12 protein-coding genes and 1 tRNA gene are annotated in these 17752 nt (G+C 30.0%); 12 read left to right on the plus strand and 1 reads right to left on the minus strand.

The genetic code is table 11. The features are described 5' to 3' along the window. Positions 1 to 78 precede the first annotated feature (78 nt). The 7 genes from OCU55_RS20570 to OCU55_RS20600 all read left to right on the plus strand — a co-directional run bounded on the left by OCU55_RS20570 (position 79) and on the right by OCU55_RS20600 (position 10407). A complete protein-coding gene (locus OCU55_RS20570) occupies positions 79 to 864 on the plus strand; it encodes a DUF1189 domain-containing protein (RefSeq protein WP_261854168.1) in 786 nt (261 codons plus the stop codon). A gap of 75 nt (positions 865 to 939) precedes the next feature. Then, positions 940 to 1740 carry a DUF1189 domain-containing protein gene (locus tag OCU55_RS20575; RefSeq protein ID WP_261854169.1) on the plus strand — a complete coding sequence of 267 codons (801 nt, stop codon included), beginning with the start codon at positions 940 to 942 and terminating at the stop codon, positions 1738 to 1740. A 16-nt stretch (positions 1741 to 1756) separates the two neighbouring features. Further along, on the plus strand, positions 1757 to 2980 hold the full coding sequence (gene pepT, locus OCU55_RS20580; protein WP_261854170.1) for a peptidase T: 1224 nt from the start codon (positions 1757 to 1759) through the stop codon (positions 2978 to 2980). Between the two features lie 184 nt (positions 2981 to 3164). Next, positions 3165 to 4493 (plus strand): type I glutamate--ammonia ligase, encoded by a 1329-nt coding sequence (gene glnA, locus OCU55_RS20585; RefSeq protein WP_261854171.1) that lies wholly within the window; start codon positions 3165 to 3167, stop codon positions 4491 to 4493. A 20-nt stretch (positions 4494 to 4513) separates the two neighbouring features. Continuing rightward, the gene (locus tag OCU55_RS20590) at positions 4514 to 5086 is read left to right on the plus strand and encodes an ANTAR domain-containing response regulator (RefSeq protein WP_261854172.1); all 573 of its coding nucleotides are present in this window, start codon (positions 4514 to 4516) and stop codon (positions 5084 to 5086) included. Between the two features lie 967 nt (positions 5087 to 6053). Continuing rightward, positions 6054 to 7265 (plus strand): exonuclease SbcCD subunit D, encoded by a 1212-nt coding sequence (locus OCU55_RS20595; protein WP_261854173.1) that lies wholly within the window; start codon positions 6054 to 6056, stop codon positions 7263 to 7265. A 1-nt stretch (position 7266) separates the two neighbouring features. Next, complete coding sequence (locus OCU55_RS20600) at positions 7267 to 10407, plus strand: AAA family ATPase (RefSeq protein ID WP_261854174.1); 3141 nt, start codon at positions 7267 to 7269, stop codon at positions 10405 to 10407. A 189-nt stretch (positions 10408 to 10596) separates the two neighbouring features. Here the strand turns inward: OCU55_RS20600 and OCU55_RS20605 are convergent, their stop codons facing one another. After that, entirely contained in the window at positions 10597 to 11472 is an 876-nt protein-coding gene (locus OCU55_RS20605) for a DegV family protein (protein WP_261854175.1), read from the minus strand. A 567-nt stretch (positions 11473 to 12039) separates the two neighbouring features. Between OCU55_RS20605 and OCU55_RS20610 the strand changes: the two genes are divergently transcribed. The 5 genes from OCU55_RS20610 (at position 12040) to OCU55_RS20630 (ending at position 17722) form a co-directional block, all read left to right on the plus strand. Then, the gene (locus OCU55_RS20610; RefSeq protein WP_261854176.1) at positions 12040 to 13299 is read left to right on the plus strand and encodes an Nramp family divalent metal transporter; all 1260 of its coding nucleotides are present in this window, start codon (positions 12040 to 12042) and stop codon (positions 13297 to 13299) included. 801 nt (positions 13300 to 14100) lie between these two features. After that, positions 14101 to 14177, plus strand: a tRNA-Arg gene (locus tag OCU55_RS20615). A 215-nt stretch (positions 14178 to 14392) separates the two neighbouring features. Beyond that, positions 14393 to 15496 carry an acyltransferase family protein gene (locus OCU55_RS20620; protein WP_261854177.1) on the plus strand — a complete coding sequence of 368 codons (1104 nt, stop codon included), beginning with the start codon at positions 14393 to 14395 and terminating at the stop codon, positions 15494 to 15496. A gap of 341 nt (positions 15497 to 15837) precedes the next feature. Further along, positions 15838 to 16224: a MerR family transcriptional regulator gene (locus tag OCU55_RS20625; RefSeq protein ID WP_261854178.1), complete on the plus strand. Its 387-nt coding sequence runs from the start codon at positions 15838 to 15840 to the stop codon at positions 16222 to 16224. Positions 16225 to 16540: 316 nt separating this feature from the next. Further along, positions 16541 to 17722, plus strand: coding sequence for a cation diffusion facilitator family transporter (locus tag OCU55_RS20630; RefSeq protein ID WP_261854179.1), 1182 nt, complete (start codon positions 16541 to 16543; stop codon positions 17720 to 17722). The last annotated feature ends 30 nt before the right edge of the window (positions 17723 to 17752 follow it).

Below are 17752 nucleotides of genomic sequence, written 5' to 3' on the forward strand. Positions count from 1 at the left end.
ACTTTGCATGAATATAAACAACATTCAGTACTAAAAATTTTTTCAATGGCTAAAATACAACAAGGAGGGAGAAATCATATGGATAATAATGTACCTTTTTTAAGAAAAATATATAACGCAATAACTAAACCTAAGTTCTATATAAAGTTCAATGAATTAAGCCTTGCTAGTGCAATAATTTATCTGTTTACAATATCAATAATTTTTGGATTTATAAGCTATATCAGACCTACATATAATTATTATAAGTTCATGGATACAATACATAATGAGGTGGTATATGAATTCCCAGAGTTTACTTTTAACAATGGGATTTTAGAGGTAGATGGAAAACAACCTATCTTACTAAAAAGAAATGATTATAATATAGTAATAGATACTACAGGAAAGACTGGTTTATCAAAAATAGAAAACTATGATAAAGCTGTACTAATTCTTAGAGATAAAGCTTATATAAAGAATGGATCTGGTAATATAGATGAAACTAGGTATAGTATAATAAGATTTTTGAAATTTAATAAGACTGAGTTTATTGAAGCAATATATGATTTTAAGGCTGGATCTTTTATTATGCTCATATCCGCACCAGTATTATTTTTTCTTTCAAATTTATTTACTGCTTTTATGGTATCTGCTGTAGGTACACTAATAAACTCAGTGCTTAAAGCTGGAATAAAGTATAGAAACTTATATAAACTCAGTTCATACTCTATTACAACAGCTGTAGTTATAAGCTGCATAAGAAGAATATTAGCTATTAATGTTGTATTTATAAATTATATTTATTTAATTATAAGTTCGATATATATGTTTTTAGCTATAAGAAATATATTAATAATAAATACTAAAAATATAGAAGAGTAGATTAGTCTGCTCTTCTTTTTAATTAATTATTATAGTATAATTTCTATATAATGGTATAAGATGGAGGAGTAGTTAATGCAAAAAAAAGATAATTTTTTCAAAAAATTCTTAAAAGCTATAGTAGATGTAAAGTATTATATTAACTTTAACAGAGAAACTTTAGGAAGAGCTTTTTTATATCTTTTAATAATGTCAATACTTTTAGGTGGCATTAATAGTATAAAAACAGTTTATAGTGCTACAAAAGCAATAAGTTCTGCAGTAAGCGAATTAAATAACAATAATGTAGACTTTAAGTTAGAGAATGGAGTTATGAATATATCTTCAAGTCCATTTACTTATAAAGATCAAGATACTTTAATAGTAGTTGATACAACTAAAAATGCAAGTGAATTTGATAAGTCTACAATTAAAGATAAGAGTCCTAATATGATGTATGTATTTAAAGATAAGTTTATAATAAATCAAGAGAGTGGTCAGAACCAAGATGTAAAGTATTCAGATTTAGGAGCACTTACAGTAACTAAAGAAGGTGTTATAAGTCTTATCGATAAATTAAAGTGGTTTTCACTTTTATTAATACCATTGTTTATGATAGGAATGTTTTTAGGACATATGTTCTCAGCTTTAGTAGTAGCTGTAATAGGCATACTTATAAACATATTTATTAAAGCTAAAGTTGAATTCGGTAATTTGTATAAACTTGCAATTTATGCATTAACTTTACCTACAGTAGTAGATATTGTAAGAGGGGCATTTAGTCTTCAAGTTCCTCATTTTTATAAGATATATATATTAGGTGCATTAATATATCTAGGAGTTGTATTGAAGACAATAAAAGATGATAATAATAATATGGAATTAACTGAACTATAAGAAAAGAGGCGTTAATATGTCACAAGTAATAGACAGATTTCTAAGATATGTAAAGGTAGATACAAAGTCAGATACTACAACAGGTACTACACCAAGCAGTAAGGGACAATTAGAGCTAGCTAAATTGATAGTTAACGAATTGCAAGAAATAGGATTAGAGGAAGTTGTGTTAAGTGATACTGGTTATATTTATGCGACTATACCTTCAAATATAGAAAAGCAGGTTCCAACCATTGGTTTTGTAGCACATATGGACACATCTCCTGATATGACAGGTAAAGATGTTAAGCCTAAGTTCGTAGAAAATTATGATGGTGGAGATATAGTATTAAATGCTGAAAACAATATAGTACTTTCACCAAAAGAATTTCCAGATTTATTAGAGTATAAAGGAAAGACTTTGATAACAACAGATGGAACTACCCTTTTAGGAGCTGATGATAAGGCTGGTCTTGCTGAGATAGTAACTGCAGCAGAATATCTTATAAATCATCCAGAAGTAAAGCATGGAAAGATAAGAATAGGTTTTACTCCTGATGAAGAGATAGGTGAAGGTGCAGATCACTTTGATGTAGAATTCTTTGGAGCCGACCTTGCATACACAATGGATGGTGGGGCTATAGGCGAATTAGAATATGAAAACTTTAATGCAGCTGGAGCAAAGGTTACTATCAAAGGAAGAAATGTTCATCCTGGTAGTGCTAAAAATAAGATGATAAACTCAATGCTTATTGCAAATGAGTTCATAAACTTACTTCCATCTGATGAAGTTCCAGAAAAGACAGAAGGCTATGAAGGATTTATTCATCTTACAGATATTAAAGGTGAAGTTGAAGAAACTCACTTAGGATTTATAATAAGAGATTTCTTTAAAGATGGTTATGAATCTAAAAAGAATAAATTAAGACAAATTGAAAAGTGTTTAAATGATAAATATGGTCAAGGAACTATAAATGTAGAAATCAAAGATCAATATAAAAACATGAAAGAAAAGATAGAGCCAGTTATATATATAGTTGAAAATGCAATAAAGGCTATGGAAACAGCAGGTATAAAGCCAAATGTAAGACCTATAAGAGGTGGTACAGATGGTGCTAGACTATCATTTATGGGACTTCCTACACCGAATATATTTGCGGGTGGGGAAAACTTCCATGGAAAGTATGAATATGCAGTAGTAGAATCAATAGAAAAAGCTGTTGAGGTTATTTTAAATCTAGTAGATATATATTCAAAATAAATTAATTACATCTATTTACATTTTTAATATCAATAAATGTTGACAACTCTATTGGTACAGAATATTATTAATAGTATGATATAACTAAGGAATAATACGATGAACAAAGACGTTCTATATATGAGTCGATTAGGCTCTATATAGGCGTCTTTATTATTATCAAGGGTAAAGGAGAGAGGTTTTTATGTCTTATTCAAAAGAAGATATAGTCAGGCTTGTTGAAGAAAATGATGTTAGATTTATTAGATTACAATTCACAGATATATTCGGTACTATGAAGAATGTAGCCATAACTTCTAGACAACTAAACAAAGCTCTTAATAATGAATGTTTTTTTGATGGATCATCAATTGAAGGATTTGTTAGGATGGAAGAAGCAGACATGTACTTAGCACCTGACTTGGATACTTTTCAATTAATGCCTTGGTCAACACCTGATGGAAATATAGCAAGACTTATTTGTGATGTTTATACAGGTGAGGGAAAGCCATTTGAAGGAGATCCAAGATATATTTTAAAGAAAGTGATAAATGAAGCAAAAGATTTAGGTTATACCTTTAATGTAGGGCCAGAATGTGAATTCTTCCTATTCCACACAAATGATGACGGTTCACCAACTACTAATACTCATGACAATGCAGGTTACTTCGATTTAGGGCATATAGATCTTGGGGAAGAAGCTAGAAGAGATATGTGTATAGCTCTAGAACAAATGGGGTTTGAAATAGAAGCGTCACATCATGAAGTTGCAAGAGGTCAACATGAGATTGATTTTAAGTATGATAATGCTTTAAAGACTGCTGATAACATAATGACTTTTAAATCAGTAGTTAAGACTATAGCACAATCACATGGGTTACATGCAACTTTCATGCCTAAGCCTATATTTGGAATAAGTGGTTCAGGGATGCATGTGAATATGTCGTTATCAAAGGATGGAATTAATGCATTCTTTGATGAAAAAGATGATTTGGGGATAAGTGAGGATGCATATAGTTTTATAGCTGGGCTTCTAAATCATATAAAGGGAATAGTTGTAGTTACTAATCCACTTGTTAATTCTTATAAAAGATTAGTTCCAGATTATGAAGCACCTATATATATTTCATGGTCGCCTAAAAATAGAAGCCCTCTAGTTAGAATACCAATATCAAGAGGAAAATCCACTAGAGTTGAACTTAGATGTCCAGACCCATCTTGCAATCCATATCTAGCACTTGCGCTTTGTTTAGCAGCTGGGTTAGAAGGAATAAAGAAAAAACTTACACCACCAAAAAACATCGAAGCTAATATATTTGATATGACTGAAGAACAAAGAAAAGAGCAAGGTATAGATAGACTTCCTGATAATCTTTATGATGCAATTGTAGAATTTAGTAAAGATGGCTTAGTAAAAGATACTTTAGGTGATCATGCGTTTCAAGTATATAAAGAAGCAAAGAACTTAGAATGGGATGACTATAGAGCAAAGGTACATCAATGGGAGATAGATCAATATTTGAGTAAATTCTAGTAGTAAATGGGGGGAAGTGCATGCTTAACAGTTATAAGATTGTATTAGGAACAAGCACTTTAAAAGCAGGTGGACAGATAAAAAGCCTTCTCCTTCAAAAGGGTTTTAATGTTGATGGCATCTGCACTTCCGGAAGTATGCTCATAAGAAAATCAAGACTTACGAAGCCAGATATAGTTATTATAAATTATGAGCTTACAGATACAAATGGGGCAGAGGTTGCAAAGATTATTTCAGGGGAAGCAATAAGCAAAGTAATACTTCTATGTACTTCGCAGCAATATAATATAATATCTAAATGGACAACACAATTGGGCATAGTATGCATGCAAAAACCGATTAGACCTAGTAGCTTTTTGCATACTGTAAATGATGTTATCGAAGATATTGCTAACAGTAAACATGGTAAAGCTGAAGGAAGTACTAGACCAGTGGGGGATAAACTTATAATAGATAAAGCAAAACAACTATTAATGAAAAAAGAAAACATCGAGGAAAATGAAGCCTATAGACGAATTCAAAAAGAGAGCATGAATAGCAAAAGGCCTATGCTGGATGTTGCAAAGAGAATAATAAATTCCTATAAAGGATAAGCAATGGCGCTTGATTCATATACAGATGGATTGGAGCGTCATTTTTTATATAAGGTAGTATGCTGAAATTAAAGTATCGCTACATACGATACTTTAATGAGTTTCGCAGAGAATTAATATGATTTCTTACAATGAAATAACTAAAACTGTATAACTCACTACGTTCGGACAATACAGTTTATTAACGTTATTTCATCTCCAAAAATCATTTAATTCTAATTGCTCACTCATATAGTATCTCCGTAGCAACACCTTAATTTCAAGAATAACATTATATATAACTAGAATGAAAAATGATAGAAGTTTGGTGAAGTTTAAAATTAGATATTTCAAAATAATCTATATGTAAATAGAGAATATATAGTATTTCATATGGATTATGTTTTTGGGTTAAGAGGGCATTAATTATATAGATAAATAAGATAGATACAGAGATAAATAAAAAAATAATAGTAGTTATAATACTTAGTTAAATCATATAGAAGGCAGTATTAGATAAGTCTTAGTAATGGGTTCATTAATAATATACTTAAACTTCACTAATACTATAATTGTACATTTGAATGCATCATAATATGTAGCCTCCAATTTAATATTATTTTATAAATGACAAATTATAAGAAATAACCTGTACTTGGCTTTAAGTGCAGGTTATTTCTTTTTCATAACAAAATATCTTTTATTTAAGTTTGACCTAAAAATAATATAAGACTATATATTGTTGAAGATAAGAGTGAATTGGTGTATTTTATATTAGATTTATTTTTTTATATTTAGTCTATACTTAAATATAACAATTAGTCCTATATTTACATAACAATACTTTAGTTATAATAGAAGGAATAAGAACGTTAGTATAGAAATTAATGATTAATAAACAATGAAGCTTTGACTTGCGTGGTTCTATGATATAATCGATAAGCTTCGAAATAATTTGATAATAGAGTATAACTTTGAGGTGAAATATATGAAATTTATACATACAGGAGATTGGCATATCGGCAAAATAGTAAATGAAATAAGCATGATAGAAGATCAAGAATTTGTTTTGGAGCAGCTTGTAAAGATAATAGAAGAAGAAAAACCAGATGCATTAGTTATTGCTGGAGACATATATGATAGATCAGTACCTTCTGTGGAAGCTGTATCTTTGTTAGATAAGGTGTTTTCTAGGATATTATTAGAACTTAACACTCCTATAATAGCTATAGCAGGCAATCATGACAGTGCAGAAAGAGTATCTTTTGCATCAGGAATTTTGACTAAAAATAAACTTTATATACAAGGTAATTTCAATGATGGAATAAAGAAGGTGGAGCTTGAAGATAGTCATGGCAAAGTTAATTTCTTCTTGATACCTTATGCAGAACCAGTAGTTATAAGAGAATTGTACAAAGATACAACTGTTAGAACTCATGAAGATGCCATGAAAAAGCTAATAGAAGAAATAAGAAAGCAAGTTAGTGGAAGAGAAAGAAATGTTATTGTTGCACATGGGTATGTTTCGTTCATGAGTGATATAGAAGAAGTGGCTGTGGATGATTTAGGAGAAGAAAAGAAGAAAAGAGCAGGACTTGAGGTTTCTGATTCAGAGAGACCACTGAATATAGGAGGAACAGATCTTATAGGTGGAGAGGTATTTGATGGCTTTACCTACACTGCTTTAGGGCATCTTCATGGACCACAAAAAGTAGGTTCAGACAGGATAAGGTATTCTGGGTCTTTGCTTAAATATTCATTTTCAGAAGCTCGCCAAAGAAAAGGTGTAACCTCAGTAGAGATAAATAACGATGGTGAAGTTAAGGTTGATATAAAGGACTTTAAACCTAGAAGAGATATGAGAACCATAAAAGGACCATTGAATGAGTTAATAAATCCAGAGGTTTATAAAGATACAAATACAGAGGATTATATATTTGCCGTGCTTACAGATGAGGGAGAGCTTGTGGATCCTATATCTAAGCTTAGAGCAGTGTACCCAAATATAATGGGACTTAGTAGAGAAAATTCAGCTCAAAGAGAAGGAAGCAAGACTTCTGCATCTTTAGGATATAAAACTAAGGGCAAGGATGAACTTTTTAAGGAATTCTATAAAGCTATTGCAGGCAAAGAAGTAGACGAAGATAAGTTTGACATAATGGCTGACATCATAAGGGATGTTGAAAGGGAGGTGAAGTAGTATGAGACCTATCAAATTGACAATATGTGCCTTTGGTCCTTATGCAGATGAGCAAACTATAGATTTTGAAGCATTAAAGGATAAAAATATATTCTTGATAACTGGTCCAACTGGAGCTGGAAAAACAACTATATTTGATGCTATAAGTTTTGCTCTTTACGGTGAGGCTTCTGGAAGCAGCAGAGATAAAGACAGCCTTAGAAGTGACTTTGCATTAGATGACAATGTAACTTTTGTAGAACTAGAGTTTGAACTTAGAGGAAAGATTTATAGAATAAAAAGATATCCTCAACAGCTTAAGAGAAAGGCTAGAGGAGAAGGATATACATTAAAAGGTGCTGAAGCAGAATTCATTTTGCCTAACGGAAATGTAATCACAAAGGTAAATAATGTAGATGAAAAGATAAGTGAAGTGCTTGGAATAAGTAAGCAACAATTTAAGCAGATTGTTATGCTTCCCCAAGGAGAGTTTAGAAAACTTCTAGAGGCTGAAAGTGTTGAGAGAGAAGCTATATTTAGAAAGATATTTGGTACAGAAGCTTTCCTAGAGATTCAAAATAGGTTGGACATTCAAAGAAAGAAGCTTTACGGAGAAATAATGAATGTAAGTAATGAAAGAAAGACTTACATAAAAAATATAGACTGTGGTGATGATGAAAAGCTTGTTATTTTAATAAATGCTGAAGATCTAAATATTATAGAGATACTATCTGAAAGTAAGTTAAATATAGAGCAGGATGAAAGTAAAGTATCTAAAATCCGAGTGACCTTAGAAGAAGCAATAAAAGAACAAGATAAGCTGCAGAAAGAGATATTTCAAGGACAAGAGATAAACAAAAAACTTGATAATAATAAAACACTTAAAGAAACCCTTAATATTGAATTAGAAAAAAAGGATATATATATAAGTAAGGAATCGTCACTTGTGTCAGCTAGAAGTGCATCTGAAGTTAGACAGGTAGAACAAGTACTTGAAGATAAAATATCAGATAAAAGATCAAAAGACAATGTGATAAAGCAAAATATAGTGAACCTAGAGAACATTACTAAGGTAATGGAAGAAGCAAAGTTAAAACTTGAAAATGTGGCTAAAAGAGAAGAAGAAAAAAATAAACTATTAAGTGATATATCAATTCTTAAGAGCTATGAAATAAAGGTTAAAGATTACGAAGGTAAAAAGAAAAACTTAATTGAACTTAATAATTCTATTAAACTTAAAGATAAACTAAGAACTGATCTAAAACAAAAATTAATTGTTTTGAAGAAAACTATAGAAGAGAAAAACTTTTTAGTTAGACAACTTCAAAAAGAGCAAACAGAGTTATCTTCCAGAGAAATTGATTTAGCAAATAAGAAGATCCAGATTGATGAGCTTAGAAATTTATATAAATATTATCAGGAATATAGTAAAGCATTTTTAGCGTATGATACTGAAAAAAAGGAGTATGCAGGTATAGAGTTAAAGTTTAAAAAAGAAAAACAGGAATATGAACATTTAGATGAGCTGTTTAAGAAAGGTCAAGCAGGTCTTTTATCTAAGGAACTTGTGCAAGGAATGCCTTGCCCTGTTTGTGGTTCAACAGAACATCCGAGTCCGGCAACAATAGTTAAAGAAGTTCCCACAGAAAGTGAACTTAAAATATTAAAGGAAAGCTTTGATAAGATAAATCAAGAATATCAAAATAAGCTACAAAAGTTATCAGCCTTAAATGCTTCATTAATTGAACTAGAGAAGAGATATAAGGAACAAGAAGAAAAGCTTCAGGGAGTTCTATTAGAAGATTTCTTAGGACTAAATATAAATAATAAACTTAAGAATATAGCTGAAGCAGGAAAAACTCTAGCAGTTGAATATGACGTTCTAAATAAGCAAGTAGAAAAATTGAAAAATAATCTAGTGCTAAAAGAAAAAATTGATATAGAAATTGATAAATTAAACAAAGAATATGAGTCAGAAGCGAGTAGTCAAGAGAAACTTGATAATGAGTATACAGAGTTATTTGGTAAGATAAAAGCCGAACAAGAACTGCTAAATAGCATTGAAAATGAAATACCTGAAAGCATTAGATCTTTAAGTGCTCTTCAGAATAGAATAATTAGTAATGAAAAATTAATAGAAGACATTGTAAATTCTTTAAATAAAGCTCAACAGGATTTTAATAAAGCAACTACCAATAAGGCGTCAGCAGAAGCAGAGTTAAAAACTCAAAAGGATAATGTTAAAGAAATAGAAAATCAGATAATAGTAATACAAGAAAAGTTAAATGTTAAGATAATTGAATGTGGATTTAAGGATTTTGATCACTATAAAGCCGCTTTCTTAACTATGGAAGATATGAAAACTCTAGAGAAGCAGCTTAAAGAGTATAATGAGAATCTTAAGTCATTACAAGATAGATATGATGCTTCAGTAAAAGATATTGAAAATCTAAATTATATTAAGCTAGATGATCTCAATAACGAAATAATAGTTTTAAAAGATAGAGAAAAGGTGATTAGAGAAAATGAGAAAAAGATATCTTTTAGAATTAATACTAATATTAAAGCATTAAGTAAAATAGAAGAGCTTACTAATTTAATTAGTGATCAAGAAGAAAAGTATTCTAAGGTAGCGGAACTTGCTAGAGTAGTAAATGGAGATAATGCAGAGAGAGTAACTTTCGAAAGATATGTACTGGCTGCATATTTTGATGAAATAATAGAAGCAGCTAACTCAAGGCTATATAAAATGGCTGGTGGAAGATTTATATTAAGAAGAAAAGAAGAAAAAGGAAAGGGAAGAAAGCAAGAAGGTCTAGAACTTGAGGTATTTGACAATTACACTGGTAAGGCTAGACATGTTAAGACACTATCTGGAGGAGAAGGTTTTAAAGCTTCTTTATGCTTAGCTTTAGGGCTTGCAGATGTAATTCAGGCCTATGCTGGGGGAATAAATCTAGATACCATGTTTGTAGATGAAGGATTTGGTACTTTAGATCCAGAATCTTTAGATAATGCTATACAGTGTCTAATTGATTTACAGCAAGGGGGAAGACTTGTTGGTATAATCTCACATGTTCCTGAATTAAAGGAAAGAATAGATTCTAGATTAGAAATTACTCCTGCTAGAGAAGGAAGTAAAGCAAAGTTTAATTTCATATAAGATATAAAAAAGACTAGCTAAAAGTAAGTATGTACTTACAGGTAGCTAGTCTTTTATGTGTTTTTTTTATTATAAGTGTCGTTAAAGCACCAAGTTGAAATTAAGTAATTAGATATCCTACACTTTAATGAGCTTAAATTTAACCATATTTTTAAATAGGACCTAAAATTATATGGATAAATTTAAATTTTAAGGTTCTCTATGATCTCCTAAGAAGAATAGAGCAATTGTTCCAACTCCAGTATGACTGCCTATTACAGTTCCGATATAGTTAATTACAATTTCTTTGACCCTATATTTTTCTCTTATCATTTCAGCTAAGTTTTCAGCACCTTCTAGATAATCACTGTGCGATATAAATATAGTTTGCTCTTCAGCATTCACGATGTGCTGCTCAAATTTTTCGAAAAGCATTTTAATAGCTCTTTTACTTCCTTTAGCTTTTGAAAAGTTTTTAAGCTCACCATTATCATTTACATAAAGAACAGGTTTTATATTTAAGAGGCTTCCAATAGCTGCTGCAGTGGGAGAGATTCTACCGCCTCTTTTTAAGTGGTTAAGGTCATCAACGGTAAATAAATGGCATAACTTTAATTTGTTTTCTTCAAGCCAGTTAACTACTTCTTCTTTTGATTTTCCTTGTTCTTTAAGTTTTGCTGCATAATATACTAGAAGTCCATGTCCCATAGAAGCAGCTTTAGTATCAACTACAGATATATCTGCATCAGGATATTTTTCGAGTATTTCATTTCTAGCTATTAATCCACTGTTAAAAGTACCACTTAGAGCTGATGAGAAACCAACGTATAATACAGGTATATCATCTTTAACGAATTTTTCAAATTCCTCATAAAATCTATAACTATTTACTTGGCTAGTGGTAGGCATTAAACCGTTTCTTATATTATCATAGAACTCTTTATATGTAAGAGTCTTTCCGAAGTCCTCAACAAATTCCTGTCCGTTTAAGTTGCAGACTAGACCTATGTAATTAAGATTGAATTTATTTATAATTTCTGCAGATAAATCGCATCCAGAGTCAGTGAGTATAACAAAATCTTTCATATTAAAACCGCTCCTTTATCAAGGATGAATCTCATAAAACCTTATATCTAGAAGTATAAAAGTAATTTAAAAATAAAATATATAAATAAATATAATAATATAAGGTAAAGATTTCATCCATATTTAATATTAATTTTAGTGTAAAAAATAAATCATTACAATGATTATTGGAAAAATATAACTAATAATCATTGATAAGAGATATAAATTATATTTAGTTCATATCCATTATACACAAAAATTAATTGCTTTTCTAAGCGTGAGTAGATTTTTACTCTAATAATTTACTTATTAATAGTATGGTTACAATTTGCACATTATATTGAGTTTATTCATGATTATATCAAAAAAATATTTTATTGGAGTAATTGATATAATGAAGCAAGTTTTTAAATTCATACAGTCATATTTTAGAATGTGATATCATTAATATATATCATTGCATATAAATAACAGTAACACTTAAAATTTACAAATTTTAATAGATTATAGACTAACACGATAAAATATGATATTGTTTTATTAGATAATAACTATTATTATATGATAATAGTGAGGAGGAATTAGATGAAGATTTTAGATTTTTTTAAAAAAGAAGATCATAAGCCTAAACATATGGCACTAGACTTTTTAAAATATATTGGACCAGGAATGCTAGTAACAGTAGGATTCATAGACCCAGGAAATTGGGCTTCAAATATAGCAGCAGGTTCTTCTTATGGATACAAACTTTTATGGATGGTTACATTATCTACTATTATGTTAATAGTACTTCAACATAATGCAGCTCATTTAGGTATTGTTACAGGATTATGTATATCAGAAGCTATAAATAAGCATATAAAGCCAGCGTTAGCAAGAATGATAACTGGTACAGCAGTACTTGCAGCAGTAGGAACAGCTATGGCAGAAATACTTGGTGCATCTATAGCTTTAAATATGTTATTCCATATACCACTGAAGATTGGAGCTGTTCTATCAAGTTTAGTGATATTGTGGATGTTATTCTCTAATTCATATAAGAAGATTGAGAAAATTATAATTGGATTTGTTTCCATAATAGGACTTGCGTTTATAATCGAGGTATGTCTAGTAGATGTTAGCTGGGGACAAGCGATAAAGGGATGGGTTACACCATCATTTCCAACAGGATCTCTTCCTATAATAATGAGTGTTCTTGGAGCAGTAGTAATGCCACATAATCTATTCCTACATTCAGAAATAATACAAAGTAGGCAGTGGAATCTTAAAGATAAATCTATAATGGAAAAACAGTTAAAGTACGAATTTATGGATACACTATTTTCAATGATAGTTGGATGGGCTATAAATAGTGCAATGATACTTGTTGCAGTATCATTCTTTGTGAATAATATTCAAGTTACTGAATTAGAACAGGCGCAATTAATGCTAAAACCACTACTAGGAAATGCTGCAGCTATTATATTTGCAATAGCATTACTTTTTGCAGGTATATCATCAAGTGTAACTGCAGGAATGGCAGGAGGTTCTATATTTGCAGGATTATTTGATGAACCATATAATATCAATGATAAGCATACAAAAGTAGGGGTGTTAGTAACTATAATTCCAGCACTTATAATAATATTTTTTGTATCAAATCCATTTAAAGGATTGGTGTATTCACAGATGCTATTGAGCGTGCAACTTCCAATAACAATATTTACTCAGATATATCTAACATCTTCAAAAAAGGTTATGGGAGAATATAAGAATACTAGATGGGAAAATGTAGTTCTATGGGTCATAGGTGCAATAGTTGCATTATTAAATGTAGCACTTTTAATAGATACTATAGTTCATTAAAGTTATGTTGGATTTAGTTTGCTCTTAAATATACTGTTTTAGTTTCGTAAAATAAATATGATTTATTAAAAAATAATATTATATTATTTTTTATAAAAGATTGTTTGTATTGAGAAGTTTTGAATTTTCTCTGCAGGCAATCTTTTTTATGTGATTGAAAATACGTTAATAAATAATATAATCAAAGCATAAAAAGAGGCTATTATAAATTAACTTAGTGTTAATATATGTAAATATGTTTTAACTATGTCGCAACCTCTAATTAACATGTCTGATATAGAATTTTAATTGATGGTTTAAAGGGTAAGGGTATACCACAAGAATTACTTGAGAGTTCTTAGATAGATTTAGGTTCGTTATGTACAATGGACTAGAAAGATGAGGATGACAGAAGCAAAGAGCAGCTTTAGAATAGGAAGTGTTTTATATATGCCTTCATATTGGTGGGAATGGTTAGTTTGAAATATAAACGACTAAGACTCCTTTTCGCAACCCAAAAGAGCTTAGAGCAAGTTTCAGACTACACTTACTCATCTTAAAATGCACTACTTCTAATTTAGAGAGACTATCGAACCCCTTCGCAAGATCCCTCTAGAGTTTTGAGTTTTTATGTTAAAGGTTAGAAGCAGTGTATATATATGTTCCATGAAAGTCATACTATATTATAGAGAGTTGATAGTATAAACTATTAGTTCTCTAATTTTTTTTCTTTGTAAAAACTTCATAAAATATGCACAATAGGTTAGTATTGATTTATGTAATCCTTTGTGATAATATTATAGTGTTGTTTTAAAAGAATATGCGGCGGTAGCTCAGTTGGATAGAGTAGCTGGCTACGAACCAGTTGGTCGGGGGTTCGAATCCTCTCCGCCGCACCATATAAAAAGGGCTTTTCATATTTTGTGAAAGGTCCTTTTTATATTATATAGTTAGAGAAGAATATATATTAACGTTGATGATATTTAAACTTATATGATAGGTTGTATACAAATAAATATATACTTAATATAGATAGTTTTTATTGTATAAGCATCCTTAAATAAATTATAATTGAGGATAGTAGACCGCAGAATAGTTTCGAGGAGAACATATAATGGAAAAAAGTAAAGTGATTACAAAAAAAAGCAGAATAGAATCTCTAGATTGGCTAAGAGGATTAGCTGCATTATCAATAATGTTTTATCATCTTTATAGTTGGAATATTGCATCTTTAGATTCGGGTTCATGGTTAGGGAGATTAGGAATTTATGCTGTTTCTATATTTTTTATTTTATCAGGATTAAGCATGGCGATAGTATATAATAAATTTATAAAAGACGCTAAGACATCGATTACTTTCTTTGTAAGGCGTATATTTAGAATATGGCCATTATTATGGGTGGTTACCACATATAGTGTACTTATGGATTCCAGAGGACAAATTACAATTAGTCAACTTAAAATATATATAGCCAATATAACTACTGTATTTGGATTTATTAAACCTCAAGCTTATATAGCTACGGGAGCTTGGTCAATAGGTAATGAGATGGTATATTACGCAATAACACCTATTATAATAGTGGCATATAATAGGAAAAAGATACTTGGAAATTTAGTGTTCATTTTTTCTTTAGTGATTGGACTTATATATGCATTTAATATTCTTGATAGTAACGTTGATTTGGCAACACAATGGATAAATTATATAAGTCCTTTTAATAACCTATTCTTTTACTTTGGAGGAATAGCGATTTACTATAATTTAAAAGACATAGAAGTTAATAAGCATTTTAACAACTGTATATTGGTTATTGCTTTAATGTTATTTTGCTTTATACCCTTGGATGGAAATCAAATAATTATATCTACTTCTATTTGGAGAATTATATTTTCCTTATTATGTTTTATAATTGTCATAGGTTTTTACAAATTAAAATCAAATGTTCCAAAGTTAATAGGGGGATTTTTGGAGCTTTTTGGGGTTGCTACCTATGGGGTATACCTTTTGCACCCAGTGATCTACAATATGGTAACCAGAATTTTTAACAGGTTAAACCTATTTACCGATGGAATTACTGGTAAAATATGTATTATAGTTAGTGTAGTCATTATAACAGCTATTTTGGCATTGATAAGTTATTATAAGTTTGAATTAAAAATAATGAGATACGGAAAGAAGTTTTCATTATCCAAGAAAGATGCTTTAAGTTTATAGAATAAGATAAAGAATTAGTAGAGTATATAAGATTATTTGAAGTAGAAATATATATAATAATTAACTTATAATTTTATATTAGTATATTAAAAAAGCTGCATCTAAAACAATAGAAGCAGCTTTTTCAATACTTCTTGCTGATACTATAACCGTTGCTCCAGCTTCGGCTAAAACTTTAGATGTTCCTAAACAAATTCCTTAAGATGTATTTAGTATATTTTTTAGATCGAGCTCTAAGTTGGTGGTGATTTTTGTAATACTGATTTTTTATTATCTTAACCTATATAATGTTAAGCGTCACAGCATATAATTAAAAAGCAAAACGTGAAAAGGAGTTTATTATGGGGTACTCCATAAAAGAGGTGTCAGAGAAACTTAATATATCTCAATATACTTTGAGGTATTATGAAAAAGAAGGATTAATACCGTACTTACAGCGTAATTATAGTGGAAGAAGAGTTTATTCAGATAATGATTTGATTTGGATTCAGCTTATAGGATGTATGAGAGCTACTGGAATGTCCATTGCATATATAAAAAACTATGTAGAACTTACTGTTCAAGGAAAGGGTACATTGTTAAAGAGACGTGAAATTATACTTGAGCAAAAAGAAATAATTGAAGCAGAAATAAGAAAATATAGTGATTTGCTAGCGGTTGTAAATATAAAATTACAGTGTTATTATCAGTTAATTGAGGATGATTTTGAAGAGAATAGTAGTGAATAGTAGCTTGGAGATACAGGAGGTTCACCATCATATACTAAAGTGTCGCTTGAGGAAGTAAATATGTTTAATTTAGTTAAAAAGTATATTTACTTTGGGATACCTAGTATTATAGCTATAATAATCTCTTATTTGTTCATGTAGTATAAATTAATGTAACTAAAGATACACCATACGAAAGGGCTCTTGTGTATTTAGTGGCGTGGATTTTTATGGTATAATATTTAAGTGTATTTCGCTTATATAATTATGGTTTTATTAATTTAAATGTAAAGAAACACAATATAAGACAATAGAATAATAATGGAGGTGAGTTTTAATGAAGATTATATTTGATTTTTTGATAAGAAGATTTGTGAAGGACTCTGAGAATGTTAGTTCACAAAATGTTAGACAATCCTATGGCTCACTTGGAGGAAAAGTAGGTATTATAATTAATTCTTCAATTCTTATTTTGGAACTTGTTATTGGTCTTTTCCTTAATAGTATAGCTATTACTGCTGATGCTTTTCATAACTTAACAGATGCACTATCTTCACTTGTAACCATATTTAGTTTTAAGTTATCCAACCGTCCTGCAGATGATAAACATCCTTTTGGGTATGGAAGAATAGAATATCTTACAGCTCTTTTATTTGCAGCTGCAATACTTGTAGTTGGAGTTGAGTTTATAAGAAGTTCAGTTTTACGTATTCTTCATCCTGTAGAGGTACCGTTCAATTTAGTAAGTTTTATTTGTATGGCATGCGCACTACCACTACAGATTTTTCTTAATAGATTTACTAATTATATAGGTAACAAGATTAATTCATCAGCTTTGAAGGCTTCGGCTTTAGAATCGTTTACTGATATTTTAGTGTTATCAATGGTTACATTGTCGCTACTGATAACTAGATTTACATCTTTCCCTATAGATGGCTACGTAGGGGTAATAGTATCATTATTTATTCTTCATTCAGGTTTTGAACTTGGAAAAGAAATGCTTAATACAATAATAGGATCAGCACCTGAAAAGGAATTTGTAGATGATTTGATAAATAGTGTAGTAAGCTATAAGCCTATTACAGGAGTACATGATTTGGTTATTCATAATTATGGGCCAGGAAGGTATATAGCTTCACTACATGCAGAAGTTCCACACGATGTACCTATTATGGAGATTCATGATGTTATAGATAAGGTTGAGAAAGAGATAGGACATAAGATGAATGTGTATCTTTCAATACACATGGATCCGGTTAAGATAGATAGTCCTGAGGTAATAAGTTTAAAGAAGAGTGTATTTGAAAATATAAGTAAAATAGAAGGTGTACTATCTATGCATGATTTTAGAGTTGTTGGGGATTGCGAAGAAAAAACACTTATATTTGATGTAGTATTGGATAAGCCTTATTTTAGTGAAGATAAGGAAAAAGAGGTTAAGGGAAAGATAGAGAATTCTATAGAAAGTTTATATCCATCATATAAAAGTATAATTAATTTTGATAGAGAATTTTATTAGAAACAAATAGTACCTAGAGTGGTGAGCTTA

The sequence above is a fragment of the Clostridium folliculivorans genome (genome assembly GCF_024341905.1).
Taxonomy (GTDB): domain Bacteria; phylum Bacillota; class Clostridia; order Clostridiales; family Clostridiaceae; genus Clostridium_AR; species Clostridium_AR folliculivorans.

Excerpts from the sequence above, each read along its gene's own strand:
- OCU55_RS20570 (WP_261854168.1), top strand. The coding sequence starts at position 79 with ATGGATAATAATGTACCTTTTTTAAGAAAAATATATAACGCAATAACT.
- OCU55_RS20575 (WP_261854169.1), top strand. The coding sequence starts at position 940 with ATGCAAAAAAAAGATAATTTTTTCAAAAAATTCTTAAAAGCTATAGTA.
- pepT (WP_261854170.1), top strand. The coding sequence starts at position 1,757 with ATGTCACAAGTAATAGACAGATTTCTAAGATATGTAAAGGTAGATACA.
- glnA (WP_261854171.1), top strand. The coding sequence starts at position 3,165 with ATGTCTTATTCAAAAGAAGATATAGTCAGGCTTGTTGAAGAAAATGAT.
- OCU55_RS20590 (WP_261854172.1), top strand. The coding sequence starts at position 4,514 with ATGCTTAACAGTTATAAGATTGTATTAGGAACAAGCACTTTAAAAGCA.
- OCU55_RS20595 (WP_261854173.1), top strand. The coding sequence starts at position 6,054 with ATGAAATTTATACATACAGGAGATTGGCATATCGGCAAAATAGTAAAT.
- OCU55_RS20600 (WP_261854174.1), top strand. The coding sequence starts at position 7,267 with ATGAGACCTATCAAATTGACAATATGTGCCTTTGGTCCTTATGCAGAT.
- OCU55_RS20605 (WP_261854175.1), bottom strand. The coding sequence starts at position 11,472 with ATGAAAGATTTTGTTATACTCACTGACTCTGGATGCGATTTATCTGCA.
- OCU55_RS20610 (WP_261854176.1), top strand. The coding sequence starts at position 12,040 with ATGAAGATTTTAGATTTTTTTAAAAAAGAAGATCATAAGCCTAAACAT.
- OCU55_RS20620 (WP_261854177.1), top strand. The coding sequence starts at position 14,393 with ATGGAAAAAAGTAAAGTGATTACAAAAAAAAGCAGAATAGAATCTCTA.
- OCU55_RS20625 (WP_261854178.1), top strand. The coding sequence starts at position 15,838 with ATGGGGTACTCCATAAAAGAGGTGTCAGAGAAACTTAATATATCTCAA.
- OCU55_RS20630 (WP_261854179.1), top strand. The coding sequence starts at position 16,541 with ATGAAGATTATATTTGATTTTTTGATAAGAAGATTTGTGAAGGACTCT.